The organism is Gemmatimonadota bacterium, from assembly GCA_016720805.1.
Lineage (GTDB): Bacteria > Gemmatimonadota > Gemmatimonadetes > Gemmatimonadales > GWC2-71-9 > Palsa-1233.
This window is the reverse complement of record JADKJZ010000010.1, coordinates 19,481-37,467: the sequence shown is the minus strand read 5'-3', so window position 1 is coordinate 37,467 and position 17,987 is coordinate 19,481. Positions and strand designations below refer to the sequence as shown.

Annotated in this window: 12 protein-coding genes; 6 read left to right on the top strand and 6 right to left on the bottom strand. The window is 68.6% G+C overall.

The features are described from left to right. Positions 1-154: 154 nt before the first annotated feature. From IPP98_09215 to IPP98_09205, 3 genes are all read left to right on the top strand, one after another. The gene (locus IPP98_09215) at positions 155-535 is read left to right on the top strand and encodes a VOC family protein (protein MBL0179287.1); all 381 of its coding nucleotides are present in this window, start codon (positions 155-157) and stop codon (positions 533-535) included. Positions 536-662: 127 nt separating this feature from the next. Continuing rightward, positions 663-1,418 carry a hypothetical protein gene (locus IPP98_09210; GenBank protein ID MBL0179286.1) on the top strand — a complete coding sequence of 252 codons (756 nt, stop codon included), beginning with the start codon at positions 663-665 and terminating at the stop codon, positions 1,416-1,418. A gap of 168 nt (positions 1,419-1,586) precedes the next feature. Next, positions 1,587-3,425, top strand: a complete 1,839-nt coding sequence (locus IPP98_09205) for a CocE/NonD family hydrolase (GenBank protein MBL0179285.1) — start codon at positions 1,587-1,589, stop codon at positions 3,423-3,425. Positions 3,426-3,587: 162 nt separating this feature from the next. On the opposite strand, the gene IPP98_09200 is transcribed toward IPP98_09205, so the two are convergent. Beyond that, positions 3,588-3,935: an alkylphosphonate utilization protein gene (locus IPP98_09200; GenBank protein MBL0179284.1), complete on the bottom strand. Its 348-nt coding sequence runs from the start codon at positions 3,933-3,935 to the stop codon at positions 3,588-3,590. Positions 3,936-4,244: 309 nt separating this feature from the next. Here IPP98_09200 and IPP98_09195 point away from each other — a divergent pair, with 309 nt between their 5' ends. Beyond that, on the top strand, positions 4,245-4,589 hold the full coding sequence (locus IPP98_09195) for a hypothetical protein (GenBank protein ID MBL0179283.1): 345 nt from the start codon (positions 4,245-4,247) through the stop codon (positions 4,587-4,589). Positions 4,590-5,122: 533 nt separating this feature from the next. Next, on the top strand, positions 5,123-5,758 hold the full coding sequence (locus IPP98_09190) for a PEP-CTERM sorting domain-containing protein (protein MBL0179282.1): 636 nt from the start codon (positions 5,123-5,125) through the stop codon (positions 5,756-5,758). A 125-nt stretch (positions 5,759-5,883) separates the two neighbouring features. Here the strand turns inward: IPP98_09190 and IPP98_09185 are convergent, their stop codons facing one another. The 4 genes from IPP98_09185 to IPP98_09170 form a co-directional block, all read right to left on the bottom strand. After that, on the bottom strand, positions 5,884-8,418 hold the full coding sequence (locus IPP98_09185; protein ID MBL0179281.1) for a carbohydrate binding family 9 domain-containing protein: 2,535 nt from the start codon (positions 8,416-8,418) through the stop codon (positions 5,884-5,886). Between the two features lie 64 nt (positions 8,419-8,482). Continuing rightward, positions 8,483-9,817, bottom strand: a complete 1,335-nt coding sequence (locus tag IPP98_09180) for a HEAT repeat domain-containing protein (GenBank protein MBL0179280.1) — start codon at positions 9,815-9,817, stop codon at positions 8,483-8,485. A gap of 93 nt (positions 9,818-9,910) precedes the next feature. After that, complete coding sequence (locus IPP98_09175; protein MBL0179279.1) at positions 9,911-11,884, bottom strand: HEAT repeat domain-containing protein; 1,974 nt, start codon at positions 11,882-11,884, stop codon at positions 9,911-9,913. Between the two features lie 3 nt (positions 11,885-11,887). Continuing rightward, the gene (locus IPP98_09170) at positions 11,888-12,280 is read right to left on the bottom strand and encodes a BlaI/MecI/CopY family transcriptional regulator (protein ID MBL0179278.1); all 393 of its coding nucleotides are present in this window, start codon (positions 12,278-12,280) and stop codon (positions 11,888-11,890) included. A gap of 196 nt (positions 12,281-12,476) precedes the next feature. On the opposite strand from IPP98_09170, the gene IPP98_09165 reads away from it, so the two are divergent. Next, positions 12,477-15,668 (top strand): protein kinase, encoded by a 3,192-nt coding sequence (locus tag IPP98_09165; protein ID MBL0179277.1) that lies wholly within the window; start codon positions 12,477-12,479, stop codon positions 15,666-15,668. A gap of 32 nt (positions 15,669-15,700) precedes the next feature. On the opposite strand, the gene IPP98_09160 is transcribed toward IPP98_09165, so the two are convergent. Next, entirely contained in the window at positions 15,701-17,947 is a 2,247-nt protein-coding gene (locus IPP98_09160) for a hypothetical protein (GenBank protein MBL0179276.1), read from the bottom strand. Positions 17,948-17,987: the final 40 nt, after the last annotated feature.

Genomic DNA, 17,987 nt, shown 5'->3' with positions numbered 1-17,987 from the left:
CGTGCCCATTCGCGACCACGTAGGTCCCTCGCTACGCTCGGGATGACAGTGTTTCAGGGGCGGGCAATCCATCATCCATCATCCCCCATCGATCATCGATCATCGATCATCGATCATCGATTATCGTTCACCATCCCTTCATCAGGAGCCCCCCATGCTCTACAAGCCCTCCGGCTACACCTCCGTCGCCCCGTACCTCATCGTCTCCGACGCCAAGGCGACCATCGCCTTTCTCCGCGCCGCCTTCGATGCGGAGCTGATCCAGACCATGGATGCCCCCGACGGCCGCATCCGTCACGCCGAGGTGCGCATCGACGACACCGTGGTGATGGTTGCGGATTCGGCGCCCGGATGGCCGCCGCAGCCGTCGCACGTGCACATCTATCTCCCCGATGTCGATGCCGCCTTCGAGCGCGCCCTCGGCGCCGGTGGCACGTCCGTGCAGGAACCGGAGCAGAAGGGCGATCCCGATCGGCGCGGCGGCGTCAGCGATCCGGGCGGGACGACGTGGTGGATTGCGACGCGGGTGGGGTGAGGCTGTCATCCCGAGCGTAGCGAGGGATTCGCGTGATCGTGGATGAGCAGGCGCTCGTTCGTTCGTGACTACGCAGATCCCTCGCTACGCTCGGGATGACAGCTCTCAGGCGAACTACATTTCCCCCATGCCCATCACCATCCGCTCCGCCCACGGCACCGTCGCCACTCTCGACGACTGGGCCGCCGCCGTTCCCGCGAAGCTGTGGAAGCAGCGCGCCAGCAGCAGGGCGCTCGCCGAGGCGTGGCTGGCCCCCGGGCCGCGGCCGGCCGAGCCCGAGGAATTCGCCGCACTCCTCGATAGCGATCGCCTCGCCGGCCTGACGCTCGGCACGGTGCAACCGCACGCCGCCATTGCCGTCGCCGACACCACCTGGCACGCCGACCTCGCCATCACCGCGCATGCGCAGGAAGGGCCTGTTGCCATCGTCGTCGAGGCCGTTGCCGATGAACGCTTCGGCGATCGCCTCGGCAGCCTCCTCGTCGATGTCGCCCGCCAGATCGGCCGCGATGAGCCGTCGCCGATGGTCGAGCGCGTGCAGCGCCTCGCCGCGGCCATGCTCCCACCTTGGCGCACGGGACTGCCCCACCTCGACGACCTCCGCCACGACCTGCTGATGGGCGTTGCCGCGACGATGGCGTTCGCCGAATCGATCGACGCCACGCGCGCCATCTATATCGTGCATGAGCTCGTCCACCTCGATCGCACCAAGGAATCCGATCGGCGGAAGAATCGCGAGGAGCTCGACCTCTTCGTGCGCCGAATCAGCAATGGCGCGGACGAGCGCCTCAAGCGCGGCGTGCTCACCGCGCCGATCACGGTGCCGGGCTATCCCGGGATTGCGCTGCAGCTGGGGAAGGCGAGGCGGGACCTGGATCGGTGAGGGGTGAGGGGGTATTTGTCATCCCGAGCGTAGCGAGGGACCTGCGTGATCGTGAATGGGCCAAGCTTCTGCTCATACGCGACTACGCAGGTCCCTCGCTTCGCTCGGGATGACACGTTCCGGGTGACCCCCGCACTTATCTTCAACCATCCCCCGCTGGAGAAGCCGATGGCCGCGTTCCGTCTCGCTCGTCTCGCCTTGATGCTGTTCATCGGTGCGTTGCTCACCGCGCCAACCCTCTCCGCCCAGCAACCCGACGCGGCGCTCGACGCGCTCTTCACCCGACGCGAGGTGATGATCCCGATGCGCGACGGCGTGAAGCTCTTCACGGTGATCCTCACGCCGCGCACGGCGACCGGTCCGCTCCCCGTGCTGATGTCGCGCACGCCGTACGGCACGAATGGCTGGGGCGGCACGAGCGGGATCGCGGTCGGCTTCAAGGAGCTGATCGCCGACGGCTACCTCTTCGTCTTCCAGGACATCCGCGGACAGCACAAGTCGGAGGGCGTCTTCATCATGAATCGCCCGCCGCGCGACAAGTCGAAGGCCGGCAGTGTCGACGAGGCGACCGACACCTGGGACACCATCGACTACATCCTCACGAACAACCGCACCAACGGCCGCGTCGGCATGCTCGGCATTTCGTACCCCGGCTTCCTGGTCAATGCGGCGCAGGTCGATCCGCATCCCGCACTGAAGGCGATGTCGCCGCAGGCCTCGATGGTCGACACCTGGATGGGCGATGACTTCTTCCACCAGGGCGCCTTCCGGCAATCGTACGGCACCGAGTGGGTGCACGGCCGCGAGTCGAAGCAGGCCGGCACCGGCCCGCTGACGATCACGCGCTGGGACACCTACGACTGGTATCGCTCCTTCCCGACGCTCGCCGCACTCGCGCAGGCCACCGGCGCCAACAAGTGGCCCACCTGGCAACGCTTCGTGGCGCACCCGAGCTACGACTCGGTCTGGCAGCAGCGGGCCGTGCAGCGCTATCTCAATCACACCGATATCCCGACGCTCACGGTCGGTGGCTGGTGGGACCAGGAGGATGGCTTCGGCCCGCAGGCGTCGTATCCGGCGCTCGAGCGCACCGACACCGCCGGCGTGAGCAAGCTGGTGATCGGCCCGTGGTTCCACGGCCAGTGGTTCGACGAGACCGCCGACTCGCTCGGCGCGATCCGCTTCGGCCGCAACACCGGCGACGATTTCCGGGCGCTGCAGGCGCGCTTCTTTGCGCTGTACCTGAAGGATCGTGCGACGGCGCCGATCGCCGAGGCGACGATGTTTGATGCGGGGAGCAACAGCTGGCGGGAGTTCGCGGCGTGGCCGCCGAAGAACGCCGAGCGGAAGAAGCTCTACTTCGGGGCCAACCGCACGCTCTCGTTCACGGCGCCGACCGCGGCGGTGGGGCAGGATGCGTACGTCTCCGATCCGGCGAACCCGATTCCGTATCGGCCGCGGCCGATCCCGTCCTACGTGGAATGGAACGAGTGGCTCACGCGCGACCAGCGCTTTGTCGATGGGCGACCCGATGTGCTCACCTGGCAGACGGCGCCGCTCACTGCCGACATCACCATCGCCGGCGACGTGGTGGCGAAGCTCTTTGCGTCGACCACCGGGTCTGACGCCGACTGGGTGGTGAAGTTGATTGATGTGTATCCGGACAGCGGCGTGGCGCGTCCGGCGATGCGCGGCTACCAGCTGATGGTGGCGAGCGAGATCATGCGCGGCCGCTATCGCAAGTCGTTCGCGAAGGCGGAGCCGATCCCGGCGAACACGGTGGTGCCGTTCACGGTGGACCTGCACCAGCAGGCGTACACCTTCCGCGCCGGGCACCGGATCATGGTGCAGGTGCAGAGCAGCTGGTTCCCGCTGTATGACCGGAATCCGCAGACCTTCGTCCCCAACATCTTCCTCGCCAAGGCGAGCGACTACCGCGCGCAGACGCACCGCGTGCAGCGCTCGGCGAAATGGCCATCGCATGTCGAGGTGGGGGTGCTGCGGTAACCGATCGGTACCTCGCTGTCGCGGGCAGATCCCGGTCTTCGTAGGGGCGACGCATGCGTCGCCCTTCTCCCCGCCGGGCCAGGTCATCGCGTCGCGGGCCGGGGGCGACGCATGCGTCGCCCCTACGAAATGGGATAGTTTCCCGTGCAGGCGGATGTCGATCTACGATTTCCGCACGAACTCCGACTTGAGTCCCATCGACCCCACGCCGTCGATCTTGCAATCGATGTCGTGGTCGCCGTCGACGAGGCGGATGTTCTTCACCTTGGTGCCGACCTTCACCACCAGGGATGATCCCTTGATCTTGAGATCCTTGATCACCGTCACCGTGTCGCCATCGGTGAGCGGGGTGCCGTTCGCGTCGCGGATCACCTTCGGCCCGCTCTCGGCGGCCTCGACCACGGCAGTCCACTCGTACGCGCACTCGGGACAGATCAGCATCGGCCCCTGCTCGTAGGTGTAGGGCGAGTTGCAGGACGGGCAGGGCGGCGGCGATTGGGTGTTGGGCATGCCGGAAAGGTAAGTACGTCCACGGTTGCCCCTGCGACGATTGATCGCGCATTCGCGATCCGCGTCGCATCATCGCGCGCCGCTGGGGGTGGCCCCTCCTGCGTCCTTCATGGCATGCGACACCATCACCGCCAGTCGATCCGCATTCGGGGTTGGCATTACGCCAGTCCGGGGTGGTACTTCCTCACCTTCGGGACGTGGGGGCGCCGGCGCCTGCTGGCGGAAGTGCGGGACCGTCGCATCTGCCTCACCCCGGCGGGGCGAGTCGTCGAGGCCACGTGGCATGCGATCCCGACGCATTTCCCTGGCGTGACGCTCGACGCCTTCGTGGTCATGCCCGATCACGTGCACGGGCTCTTGCATCTCGATAATCGGCGCCCGACCGCTGGCGATGGCGAACGCACGCTGTGGAGCGGCCATGGCCCGCCGCCCCGCTCCGTGGGCGCCATCATCGGCTCCCTGAAGTCCGCCTCCAGCCGGGAGATCCGTCGTTGCTGGCCGGATGCGCCGCCTCGCATCTGGCATCGCAACTACTACGAGCGTCTCATCGACACCGAGCCCATGCTCCACATCATTCGGCGCTATATCGCACTCAATCCTCCGCGCCTCATCGCCAAATTCCACCCCCCGCGCCGCCCCGCCCGCCCCGGATGAATCGCGGTGACGCGAGCGGAGGGCGACGCATGCGTCGCCCCTACCCATGGCGAGCCCCACCCGCGCTCGCCAATGCCCGCCCGCATCCGACCGCCCGCCCCCGGCCCCCCACCCGCGCGCACCGATCCCCCCATGCGTACGGGCGACGCATGCGTCGCCCATCATCTCCCCCGGGCAAATCCCAATCCCGCGCGCGCCAATCCCCGCCCGCATCCGGCCGCCCGCCCCCGGCCCCCCACCCGCGCGCACCGATCCCCCCATGCGTACGGGCGACGCATGCGTCGCCCCTACCAATGGCGATCCCCGCCCGCGCGGGCCATCTACCAATGGCGATCCCTGCCCGCGCGGGCCATCTACCAATGGCGATCCCTGCCCGCGAGGGCCATCTACCAATGGCGATCCCTGCCCGCGCGGGCCATCTCCCCCCGCGCATCAATCTCCCCATGAGCCATTTCCCGCTACCCCTGCGCATGACCGAATACCCCCTGACCCGACCGGGTCCCCGGGGACATCCGTCATAATCTGGAGGCAGCATGCGCAGTCGATTCATCGTCGGGGCGCTCCTGGTCGCCCTGGGAGCGGCGCCAGCATCGGCGCAGTGGACCTACCAATTCAGCGGGACCTGGGATTTCACCGGCACACCCCAGACGCTCGCCTTCACCCTCACCACGGCGGCCCCGATCACCTCGGGCGGCTTCTGGAACCCGTCCAGCTGCTCGATCACGCCGGGCACCGTGGGGACCAACTACTACCTGTGCGACCAGCCCGAGATCGATCCGAACGGCTTCGGGACCGGCTTCGGGTACATCGGCGCCCGCTTCCTGAACTTCGACGTCGCCACCAACAGCCCGACCGGCGGCGGCGCGGCCTTCTTCTGGTTCGCACCGGGGACCTTCTCGACGCCCGGGAGCTACTCGCGGGTGCCGGATGGGACCACGATCAGCGCGCCGAATCCCTTCTACGATCCGAACGCGGTCTGCAACGACCCGAACGATGACCTCTGCCGCATGACGGATTTCTATGGCAGCGCGGGCCAGGCGACGCTCGACGTCAGCTTCTCGACGCCGGTCGGCAATGGCGACGTGGTGCCGGAGCCGGCGACCCTCACGTTGCTCGCGACGGGACTGGTTGGGATGGCTGGCGCACGGCGGTCACGGAAGCGCGGATGAGCGTGTCATCCTGAGCGGAGCGAGGGAGCTGCGTAGACGCGTATGAGCTGAACCTTGGCCCATTCACGATCACGCAGCTCCCTCTCACCCCCTGCGTACGGGCGACGCATGCGTCGCCCCTACGACTATCGATTCAGCCAATACGACAACTTCACCAGAAACCGATCCTCCGCCCGCCGACTGAAGAGATCCTGCACGTCGCCGCGGAAGGTGCGGTCGCCCTCACGATCGGCGAAGCCTTCCCGGCCCTGATTCCAGACCAGGAAGAGTGTCGACCCCGGCATGTACTCCCAGCGGAAGACCGCGTTCGAGCGGAATTGCTGGACATTGAAGCCGCCAGGATTCGCCGGAGCATCGGCGTACGGCTGGTAGCGATCGTCGTACGCCTTGGCGCGCGCATCGGCGAGCTCGCGCACCCGCGAGTACGTCCCCTTGGTGATGAAGGGGTTGGCGTACCACTGGAACGATGCCGTCGGCGACAGCGTGTAATTGAGCCGCCAGGTGATGCCGAGCGTGTGCTGGTCAAGCGCGGCGAAGGTGTAGTGCGTCACGCCCGCGCCGTCGGTGACGTTGTCGAACCACTGCGCGTCGCGCTTGTTGCGCCCGATGTTCAGGCTCAGCGAGCTCGAGAAGCGGCTGGACGGCCGGAGCGTCACCTGCGGATTGAGGCTCAGGTTGGTCGTCCGCCCGCCATCGGCGTTGGTGTAGTTGACCCAGAGCGACGGCACCAACGGCCGACGGCCATCGCCCTCGAGCCCCAGCCATGGCCGGAACGCCGGCTCTTCCTTCAGCGCCGGGCCGCCGCGCGTGCAGTCGCGATCGCAGTAGGTCTGGCCGATGCCGATCGTGCCGCCGGTGTGCAGCCACCAGCGATTGTTGAACTGCACGTGCACGTTGGAGTTGAAGGCACGCTCCGTCGGCAGGCCGTCGAGCGTCCAGTACTGCCACCAATTGAAGTTCCAGTTGAGCCGCTGATAGACGGAGGTCGGCTTGTTGAAGCGGAGCGCGTACCAGTTGGTGAACGTCTGCTCGTTGGCACGGTTGAGGAAGCCGATGTCGTTGATCTCGAAGCCGGCGGAGCGACGCGCGTAGCCGGTCTCGAAGCGCGACTTCTGCCCGCCGACCTTCCCGATCCGGAACTCGAACGAAGTCCCGCCCAGCGACGTCGCCGTCGGATCGAGGGCGAGGTCGTCATCGGGGCGCTGGTAGTAGTGCGCCGGCCGCGACTGCGTCCGTGTGATCGCCTCGGCGCTTCCCGCCACCCGGCTCCCCATCAACGAACCCGACACCTCGTAGAGGCCGATCCGCCGGCGTGCATCGAGGCCGCCGGTGAGCGCGCTCGAGTGCTGGAACGCCTCGCTGCTCGGGTCGAGCGACCGGAACACCGAGGTCACCATCGCGCCGACGCTCCCCTTGCCGCCATCGAAGTCCTGGTTGGCGCGCGCGACCGCGTAGTTGGCCGCCGGCTCGGCCGTGAGGCCGTTGACGCCCTCAACCCGCTCCGTCGCCGCATCGAGGAATCCGACCGCGAGCCCGCCCGGGAGACGACCGGTCACCTTCGCCGCGCCGAGGATCCGCGTCGAGGTGGGCGTGGTGGCGTCGCCGTTTCGTCCGGCCAGATCGGGAGAACGACCGATGCGGCGAGAATAGAACAGCCCTTCACCAGTCTGGCAGTCGACGACGACAAAGCAATTCACCCGGAAGTCGAAGAGCCCTGACCCGGAGACGAAGAACGGCCGACGCTCCTCAAAGAAGATCTCGAAGGCCGAGAGGTTCAGCTGCCCGGGGTCGGCCTCGACCTGGCCGAAGTCTGGGTTCACCGTGGCATTCAGGAGGATGTTCGAGGCGAGCGCGAGACGCAGGTCACCGCCGGCCGAAAGCTTCTGGCTCCGGTCGACCGTCCCCGGCGTCGGTGCACTCTGCGCCACGACATACGGCACCACCTCGGCGCGGCGCGGCGACGCGAGCCCGACCAGCCCGCGCAATTCACCGAACTGCGAGACGAAGCCGGTCTTCGACTGGCGGAAGATCGGCCAGCTCACCTGCGCCGTGAAGCGCTGCAGGTTGCGGAACACCATGAAGCCGAAGGTGACCTCGTCCTTCGGGGCGAAGCGCAGCTGCGAGAATGGAATCCGGTACTCCGCCGTCCAGCCGAGCGAATCGACCTTGGTGGCGACATCCCACACGGCGTCCCACGCGGCGTCTTCCTGACCATCGTTGTAGATCGCGTAGTCGGCCTTCACGCCGACCGGATTGACCTGGAACTCGAAGCCGGTGCGCTTGTCGTGATAGGAATCGATGAGCACGGTGACGTGGTCGGAGACCGACTCGTCGTCACGGCGCGACAGCCGACCGACAATGCTGTCGGGGCGCGCATCGAAGAGGCGCACGAAGACATAGAGGTACTGCGCGTCGTAGCCCACGCGGAAGGCGGTACGTTGCAGCGGTGCACCATCCTCGCGCGGGCGAACCTCGCGGAACTCGTCGGTGCTCGGCACGCCGCGCCACGACGGGTCGTCATCGACGCCGTCGAGCACGGGCGGCGCGGTGACGCGGTGCGCCGTGATCGAGGCGGGCGCGACGCCCTGTGCCGCGGTGGACGCCACGGCCAGCGTGGTGAGAAGCAGGAGACAGGGGAGAATCAAAGCGCGACGCAGCATCAGGGGGTCCTGGTTGGGGGACGGCTCGCATGAGACGCCCCCAGTGGTGGGAAGGGTTGTCAGCTCACGGGAAGGGACGCGGGCGCGGCTGCGGCCACGGCCACGGATTGATGTGTCCTTTGCCCGCGAGCGCCTGCGCCACCGCGGCACGCACACTCGCGTCGGGCGACTTCAACTGCTCCACGAGCCGATCGGGATCCTCGCCCATCTCAAGCAACGCGCGGATCTGCGCCTTGCGCGTCCGATCCGTCGCGGGCCGCGAGAGCGCGGTGCGGAGCGCGGGGAGTGCCGCGACATCGCCGATCTCGGAGAGCGCCCATGCGGCGGTCATCCGGACGCGCTCGTCGTCGTCGGTCAACGCGCTGATCAAGCCGCGTGGCGCCATCTTCGGCTCGAGTTTACCGAGTGCCCACGCAGCCGTGGCGCGCACGGCGGGGTTCTTCTCGTTCGCGAGCACGTCACTGACTGTGCCCGCGGCACTCGCGTCGCCACGCTCGGCGATCGTCCACACGGCGGTCTCGCGGACGCGCTCATCGGTGTCGGACTTGGCGGCCGCCAGCAGCGCCGCATTGCCCTGACGGATCGAGAGGTTGCCGATGGCCCAGGCGCTCATTTCGCGGACATCGGCGTCCTTGTCGTTGGCGAGTGCCTCGCCGAGCGCGCCGTCGGCAGTCTTTGCTTCGAGCTGTGCGAGGGCCCACGCCGAGATGCGGCGAACGTTGGCGGCCGGGTCCTGGCGCAGATGACGGATCAGTGCGGTGATCGCGGCCGAGGAATCGAGCTGACCGAGTGCAGTCGCGGCGGCTTCGCGGACGACCGGGTCACGATCGTCGATCGCACGAAGTGCGGCGGGGAGCGCACGGCCATCACCGATCCGACCAAGCGCCCACAGCGCATTGGCACGCGGACCCACGGCCGCATCGTTGGTCAGGGTGATCAATGTCGGCACCGTGGTGGCCTTCTCGATCAGGCCGAGGCCGTACGCGGCGACGCTGCGCAGCGAGGAATCGCGCGAGGTGGCGTGCTGCGTGAGTCCCGCGACGGTGGCGTCGCTGCCATCGCGGCCGAGGAGCCGCACCGCGACTTCGCGGGTGCAGTTGTCGGGGAGGACAATCGAGTTGAGCAGCAACGTGCGGTCGCCGACGGAGAGCGGCGTGTTGCGACCGGTGCGGATCGAGTAGCTGTCGCCTTCGACGAGCGGTGACACGGGGGCGTGCATCCCGCCCCACCAGCCGCCATTGCCGATGGCGCCTGCCGCGAGCAGGCAGAGGGTCGGTGGCGCGCCGCGCGTCTCGGCGATCAGCGTCGTGATGTCGGCGGACGTCGTGGCGACGGCCGGTTCGTGCAGGGAGCCGAGCGCGAGGACGCCGGCGGCGGTGGAGCAGAGGATGCGCAGCACAGGGAACTCCGTGGTATGGTGAAAAATCAGCACTTCAGGGCAATGAAAAGGCGGCGGACGCGCGAGCCGGAGCTCACGCGCCGCCGCCGGAGATCAGGGGTTCGGGCGCGGCCGCGGCCAGGGCCACGGCCAGGGGTCGATGCTGCGCTTGCCGGACATCGCCGCGACGGCCGCAGCACGGACACCGGGGTCGGACGAGGTGAGCAGATCGCTCAGTCCTTCGGGCGAGGGGTCCATCGCCATCGCGGCACGCAGCAGCGCGCGCGTGGTGCCGGCGTCCTGCGGCTGCTTGAGCGCGGCGCGAATCGCGGGGAGCGTCGCCTTGTCGGCGATGTTCGAGAGCGCCCACGCGGCGGTGAGTCGGGTGTGCTTCGACTCGTTGCTGAGCAGCGCGGTGAGCTTCGCCGGGGCGCGCTCCATCGGGACGGTGCCGATGGCCCAGGCGATGGTGCCCAGCGTGCGGTCGGACGTTTCCTTGGCGAGCGCTGCGGCCAGCGGTGCGGCGGCTGACGGATCGGCAAACTGGCCGAGCGCCCACGCCGCCATCTCGCGCGCATCGGCGTCGCTGTCGCGCGCGAGCACGCGGCCGATCAACTCGCTGACCTTGGTGTCGCGCGACGACTCGAGCGCCCAGACCGCCATGGTGCGGACATCGGCGTCGGCATCGCGTTCGGCGGCCGCGCTCAACGCGCTGAAGGCCACCGGAACGTCGGCGTGATCGTGCAGCCCCCACGCTGCCACGCGGCGCACTTCGGCGCTGCTGTCGGTGCGGAGGATCTTCGCGAGCAGCTCGGGATTCGCATCACGGATCTCGGCAGGCAACTCGCCCTGCGTGCGGACATTGATCCGCACGTTCGGATTGATGTTCACCACGGTCGACTTCGCGTCGGGCGTCGTGGCCGGTTCGGGCGACGCCTTCGGCGCCGGCTTCGCGACCGGCAGCGGATCCTGCGGCGGATCGGCGTGGACGGTCTTCGTCGCGCTGTTCGCGATCTCGAGCGGCTTGGCCTGAGCCGGTGCGGGCGCCGGTGCGGCCGCCGCGACCAGCAGCGACATCGCCATCAGCGCACCGGTGATCGACGCCACCTGCCAGCGCGGCGGCGCCTCGCGACGGAGTGCCGGGTCGAGGATCGCCAGCATGCGCCCTTCGAACTCCTTCCGCTGCGCCATCGCGAGCGCCACGCTCGGTACCGCCGGACGCCCGACCGCGGTGACGATCTGCAGCAGATGCTCGGCGTACTCGCTCGGCCGCGAGCCGAGGCGGATCGCGAGGTCATCGCAAGCGCGCTCGCTCGCATCACGCAGCCGGCGCGCGGCCGTCCACACCAATGGATGGAACCAGTAGACCGCGCAGGCGACGCGACCGAGCGTGTGGCCGAGGAGGTCGCGACGACGCACATGCCCGAGCTCGTGAATCAGCACGGCGTCGCGCTGGCCTGGCGTCCAGCTGTCGCACTCGGCCGGGAGGACAATCGTGGCGTTGAGGAGGCCGGTGGCGAAGGGGACGTGGATCGATTCGCTCTTCACGACGCGCGGCGCGCGGGCGATGCCGAGGCGATCGGCCACATCGTAGAGACGATCGTTCCAGTCGTCATCGGCGAGCGGCTTCGCGCTGCGCACGATGCGCTGCACGGCGAGGGTGCCGTGGATGAGCCGTGCAATCAGCAGCAGCGCGACCGCGGCCCAGAGACCGATCAGCATGGTGCCGATCGATGGCAGGGCACGGGTCGGCGTGGTCGAGGCCGGCGCAGTGCTCGGCGTCGACTGTTGCTGCGCGGGGGCGACGGTGGTGATCTGCTGATTGTCGACCGGGGGCGGCGTCACCGTGGCAACGCTGGCCGCGGCGGGGAGCACCGGCAAGTCGAGCGGCATCCAGCGTGAGAGCGCCGGGAGGAGCAGCACGGCGGCGATCGCCACCAGCCAGACCAGGTGACGGACCCCTGCGGAGGCCTTGTGCAGTGCGCCGGCCAGCATGACGGTCACCAGCAGGATGGTGGTGGCCTTCAGCACGAGAAGGAGCGTCGGACCGGAGGGGGTCCCGATGCCGAGCAATGAAGTCAGGGTCATCGGTTAGCGCCCCTTCGCTTCGGCGTCGCGGATCCGCTCGCGGATGCGGGCGAGCTCCTCGGGCGAGAGCGTCGCGTCGGCCATCTGGAGCAGGGCGGTGAACGCCTGCTCGGTCGAGCCGGCGAAGTAGGTGTGCACCACCTGTTTGAGGACGTCGGCGCGGGCCTGGGTCGTGGGAGTGGCGGGGCGGTAGACGTAGCGCGGCCCATCCTCCTGGAAGGTCACCAAGTGCTTCTCGGCGAGGATCCGGAGGATCGACCGGACCGCCGAGTACGACGGCGGGTCGGGGATATCGCGGAGGATCTCCGCCACGGTGGCCTCGCCACGGCGGTGAAGGGCGTCCATGACCTGGCGTTCGCGCCGGGAGAGGTCGTCGGTCAGGGAGGGCTTCGGCATCGAGACTCCGAGGTGCGGGTTCCTGCTGATAATTCAGCACTGCTGATATTTCACCATATGCGCCGGTTCTGTCAATGGGGGGTGGCGGCGATGGCCCGGGGCAGTGCCGCCGTGCTGGCGTCAACCCCGCGCCAGCCCTACACTTATGCGGTCTCCTCACGCCCGACCCGCCGTCTTCCCAGCTCTCAGGACCCCCGTGGACCTTCGCGACCAGCTCCAGGCCCATCTCGGTGACGCGTTCCGCATTGAGCGGGAACTCGGCGGCGGCGGGATGTCGCGGGTCTTCCTGGCCACGGAAGTGCGACTTGCCCGCATGGTGGCGATCAAGGTCCTCTCGCCGGAGCTGGCGCAGGGGATCAACGCCGAGCGGTTCGAGCGGGAAATCCTGCTGGCGGCGTCGCTCCAGCAGGCGAACATCGTCCCGGTGCTGGCGGCCGGTGACGTCGCCGGCTTGCCCTACTTCACGATGCCGTTCGTCGAGGGCGAGTCGCTCCGCACCCGGATCCGTGGTGGCGGAATGCCGATCGCCGATGTGATCGCGATTTTGCGCGACGTCACCAAGGCGCTCGCGTACGCCCACACGCGCGGCATCGTCCATCGCGACATCAAGCCCGACAACGTGCTCCTCTCGGGTGGCACCGCGGTGGTGACCGACTTCGGCATCGCGAAGGCACTCAGTGCCTCGCGTGCGGAAGTGGCCGGCGGCACGCTCACTTCCGTGGGGACGAGCATCGGCACGCCGGCGTACATGGCGCCGGAGCAGGTCGCCGGCGATCCGACGATCGACCATCGCGTCGATCTCTACGCGTTGGGCTGCATGGCGTACGAGCTGCTCACCGGGGCGAGTCCGTTCGCCGACCGCACGCCGCAGCGGATGCTCGCCGCACACCTGAGCGAGACGCCGCCGTTGGCCACGCAGAAGCGGAGCGACTGTCCGCCCGCGCTCGCCGCGCTCGTCAAGCAGCTCCTGGAGAAGGATCCGGCCGACCGCGTCAACAACGCGACCGAAGTGCTGCGCACGCTCGACGAGGTCACGACCGCCTCCTCCAGCTCATCGCCGACGATGGCGCTCTCCGGGCCCGGGTCGTTCGGCAAGGCGTTCGGATTGTACGTGATGGCGACGGTCGCGGTGGCAATCGTGGCGAAGGCCGCGGTGGTGGCGATCGGCCTCCCCGAGTGGACTTACCCGGGCGCGGTCGGCCTGATGCTGCTCGGGCTGCCGATGCTGCTGCTCACCGGGTACGCCAAGTCGGTCGCGCGGCGCAGTGCCCGCGCCACGCCGACGCTCACGCCCGGCGGTACGATGGTGGGACGGGCGCCGTCGGGGACGCTGGCGACGATCGCGCTCAAGGCCAATCCGCACCTGTCATGGCGCCGCAACCTGCGCTACGGCATGGTCACCATGGGCAGCTTCGTGCTGCTGGTGATCGGCTACATGGTCACGCGGCAGATGGGGATCGGCCCCGCGGCGTCGCTCTTCGCGAGCGGCACGCTCGCGGCGCAGGACAAGGTCTTGCTGGCCGACTTCACCACGACCGGTGGCGACTCGACGCTCGCGCCGATCGTGCAGGCGGCGGTGCGCGCCGCGATGTCGCAATCGCGCGCGGTGACGGTGTTGAGCCCGTCGGATGTGGCGGCAGAGCTCGTGCGGATGCAGCGCCCCGACAGCACGCCGCTCGATCTGGCCACCGCCAAGGCCGTCGCCACGCGCGCCGGGGCGAAAGCGATCCTCGGTGGCCGACTCGCCGCGGCCGGCCCAGGCTACCTCGTCTCGATCGAGCTGACGTCGACGGCGCAGGGCACGGTGCTCGCGTCGTATCAGGGCACCGCCGACGGCGTGAAGGATCTGCTCAATGTCGTCGACGATCTGACCAGGAAGCTCCGTGGCAAGCTGGGCGAGTCGCTCAAGGAAGTGCAGAACGCCGTCCCGCTCGAGCGCGCCACGACCGCCAACCTCGAGGCGCTCCGCAAGTACACCGAGGCGACGCGCGCCAACGACGTCGAGAGCGACTTTGATCGCGCCGTCACGCTGCTCCGCGAAGCGATCGCGCTCGACTCGACCTTCGCACTGGCGTACCGGAAACTGAACGCCGCGCTCACCAACTCCGGCGCATCACAGATCGCGCGCGACTCCGCGCTCGAGCGTGCGGCGCGCTACGCCGACCGGTTGCCGCCACTCGAGAAGAACCTCGTGCTTGGCGCCTTCAACCAGGGGCACAGCACGCTCGGCGATCGCGGGAAGGCGCTGACGGCCTACTCGGCCGCGATCACCATCGACTCGACCCAGACCGCCCCGCTCAATCAGCTCTCGCTCCTCTATCGCAGCCGCGAGCAGTACGACAGTGCGTTGCGGTATACGGAACGGCAATTCCGGATCGCCCCGAACGGTCGCAATGCAGGCAAGTACGCCAACTCGCTGCTGGAGGTCGGTCGCTACGACGACGCCGAACGCTTCATCGACTCGATTCGGAAGGTCTCCCCTGCCGCGATTGAGGAGTTCAATATCATCGGGGCCGTGGGGCTCGCGGCCTTCGTGCGCGGCGACATCGATTCCGCGAAGCGCGTGATGGAGCGGGTCGCCCGATCCACATCGGTTCCAGAGCAGATGGGGGCGCAGGCAATCCTCGCCGATGTGGCGTTGACGCAAGGCCAGCTTGCCGCGTTCCGGAGCCACGCCGGCAGCCTCGATGCGATCCTCGCGGCGCGTGGCATCCCCAATGCGTTGGACGGTTACGTCGAGGCAGCCACCAACATCTTTGCGGGGTTGCAGCTCCCGCAGTCCGTCGCGCAGTTCGACAAGATCGTCGCGAGTTCGCAGTGGACGGCGATCCCGGCCGTGGACCGCCCCTGGGGAACCACGATTCGACTCTATGCCATGGCGAATGCACCGGCACGCGGACGCGCGTTGTTGGCGCGCATGATGACCGACCGTCCTGGCGCCGCGACGTCGCGGAGTCTGCAGCCCGAGATCGCCTGGCTGGAGGCGGAACTGCTCCTCGCCGAGGGGAAGCCGACTGAGGCGATCGCCAAGTTCCGGGCGGCCATGGTCGCGAGTGATGGTGCGCCGTCGGGGCTGACGGCGACCGGCTCCTTTGGTATCGCACGGAGCTTCGACAAGGCGAAGCAGCCCGATTCGGCGATGGTGTACTTCGAGCGCTACTTGAGCGTTGAGCCCGCCGTCCGCTTCGGCGGCATCAACGATCCATTCGCCCTCGCGGCGACCGAGAAGCGCCTTGGCGAGCTGTACGATGCCAAGGGCGAACGGGCCACGGCCCTCAAGCACTACGAGGCGTTCGCCACGCAGTGGAAGGATGCCGATGCCGAGCTGCAGCCCGCCGTCGTCAGCGTGCGCAAGCGGATCGAGGAACTGAAGCGGCTGGGGGGCTAGCCCCTCGCCGTTCGCGGTTCGCTGTTCGCCCCTTATCGCACCCGCAGCACCATCCATCGTACTGACCCACCCACCGTCGACGTCGCGACATAGCTCCCACCGGCCGCCGCATCATCAATCTGGAAGACGCCGCTGTTGCCCGATGGCGACGTCTTCAGGGTGGTCGCGCCGCTACCGGCGGACACTCCGCCGGACGGCGTGACGCCGTTGTGCACGTAGAGCCCGTTGAACTCGCGGGCTGCGGTCCGGCTGGTCAGATCCTGAAAGCGTGGATTGCTGGTGAGGTCATCGGCGGCCTGCGCCATCGTCCATTCAAGCAGGGCATCGGCCGGATGCCACGACGGTCCGAAGCGCGTGCGCATCCGCGGCACCAGTCCCTGACCGTACGACGCGCCCCCGAAGCCGATGCCATACCAGCCTTCGATCGCCCCGATCTGCACCTCGCGAAGCGCATCGGTCCAGGTCATCCCGCGTTCGGTAACCAGCCGCTGCGCCAGATAGCGGAAGAACGCTGCCGACCCTCGATAGCCCAGCGTGAAGGGCCCGACATTGCCATTGGTGAAGATGGCGGTCTGCCGGCGCGGGTCGGTCCCGGCGAAGGCCTCGAATTGCGTGTTGGCATTCCACGCGATGCTGTGCCGCTCCAGCGCGGTCAGCAGCTCGTGCAACGCGGCGCCGCCTTCCAGCGACCATGACTGCCCGAATGGTGACTGCCCGTTGCGCAGCTCGCGGTTCGAGAGGAACTGGTAGGTGTGCGTCGTCTCGTGCACGATGATCGGATCCACGCCGCCGTCGCTGCAGTTCGCCGGGATGGCATAGCAATTGGTCGAGTTGAGCAGCATGCTCACAAAGCTGAAGGCGCCTTGCGGCACGCTGCCGTCGGTGGTGGTGCGAATCGTGTTGGCCGTGCCGCCCGCCTCGAACATCACGACCAGTTGCCCCGAACCGGGTGAGGTGACGACGTCGCGGGTGGTGCCGAGCGACTGGCGAAGCGAGGCGAGGTATTGCGTGTCGAGGAAGTCGAGCGTCGCCTCGATACGGGTGAGTGCCGCCGGGGCGAGGAGGGCATCGTCCGCCTGGATGATCGCCGCGACGACCTTCGGGCGCGTCGCGATGATGCGTGCAGTCGTCGCCGGTCGCGCGACGGCGGTCGGCTGGAAGTTGAACGTGGCGCCCACGACCCATGGCGTCGTGCGACAGTAGATGGCCCACGCGGCCGCAGTGGGTGTCGAACCGCAGGCTGCGAAGGGAACATCCATGAAGGCGCTGGCCGCCTGAGGGCCACTGGCCAGCAGCGAGATGGCGCGGCTCGACGTGGCCATCGGCGCGAACGGATTGGGCGCCGCTGCCGCGGCCACGAGCCCGGCACCGGACACCGTGGCGGGCGGACCGCTCTGATCCTGCAGCTGCAGGGTGACATCCCCGGGTGCGGGGACCTCGAACTGCGTCTCCGCCTGGACCATGCGACGGTCGTCGACCCAGGCGAGGAGGTAGCGCGCATTGGCGGCCTGCGGTGCGACGCGGAGGCAACCCGCCGCCGTGCTGGTCAAGGCAACGGCCTCACCTGCGGCGAGCGCGAGCTCCCCGGTGCGTGCCCGCGTGTACGGCGTTGCCACCGGAATCTCGAGGTCCACATTCGTGGGTGTGAGCCGATACGCCACGGTCCGGCCGGTGCACGGCCCGCCGCTCGCGGCCGCGGAAGTCACCAGGCGGAGCGTGGCACTGTCGCTGGTCGTGGCCTTGCTCACGCCGAGCGTGCCGGGAAAGAGCTGGTCGGGCACGACGGTCTGCATCCCGTAGCCCCGGATGGCAAGCGTGTCGCCCGTGCCGAGGTGGGTGCGTCCAGCAGGGCCGGCGAGGGCGGTGATCAGCGCTCGCGGGGGGACGACCCGCACGATCACCGAATCGGTGAGCCCGTCCGCCGCCACATTGACGACGACTTCGCCCGGTCCCGCCGCGACCAACTGCCGTGCCGCGAGCGACGCCGTGTTGAGCACCGCGCGCTCCGTGAGCCAGCGCCGCTCGGTGCGGACCGTGAGGGTCGGGGTGACGGCTTGCCCGTCACGGGTCACCGTGAACGCGAGGGTGGCACCGATCGTCGGTGTCGTCAGCAGGGTCGCCGACAAGACGAGCGGTCCGCCTGGCGGTGGCGGTGGTGGCGGCGGCGGTGGCGGGGGTGGTGGCGGCGGTGGCGGTGGTGGCGGCGGTGTCGTCGGCGATCCCCCGCCACCGCACGCTCCAAGGAGCAACAAACCGCAGACCATCAGCGATCGCGTCATCGGCGACCTCGGCGAGGGCAGGTGGGGCAGGATGGCAGGC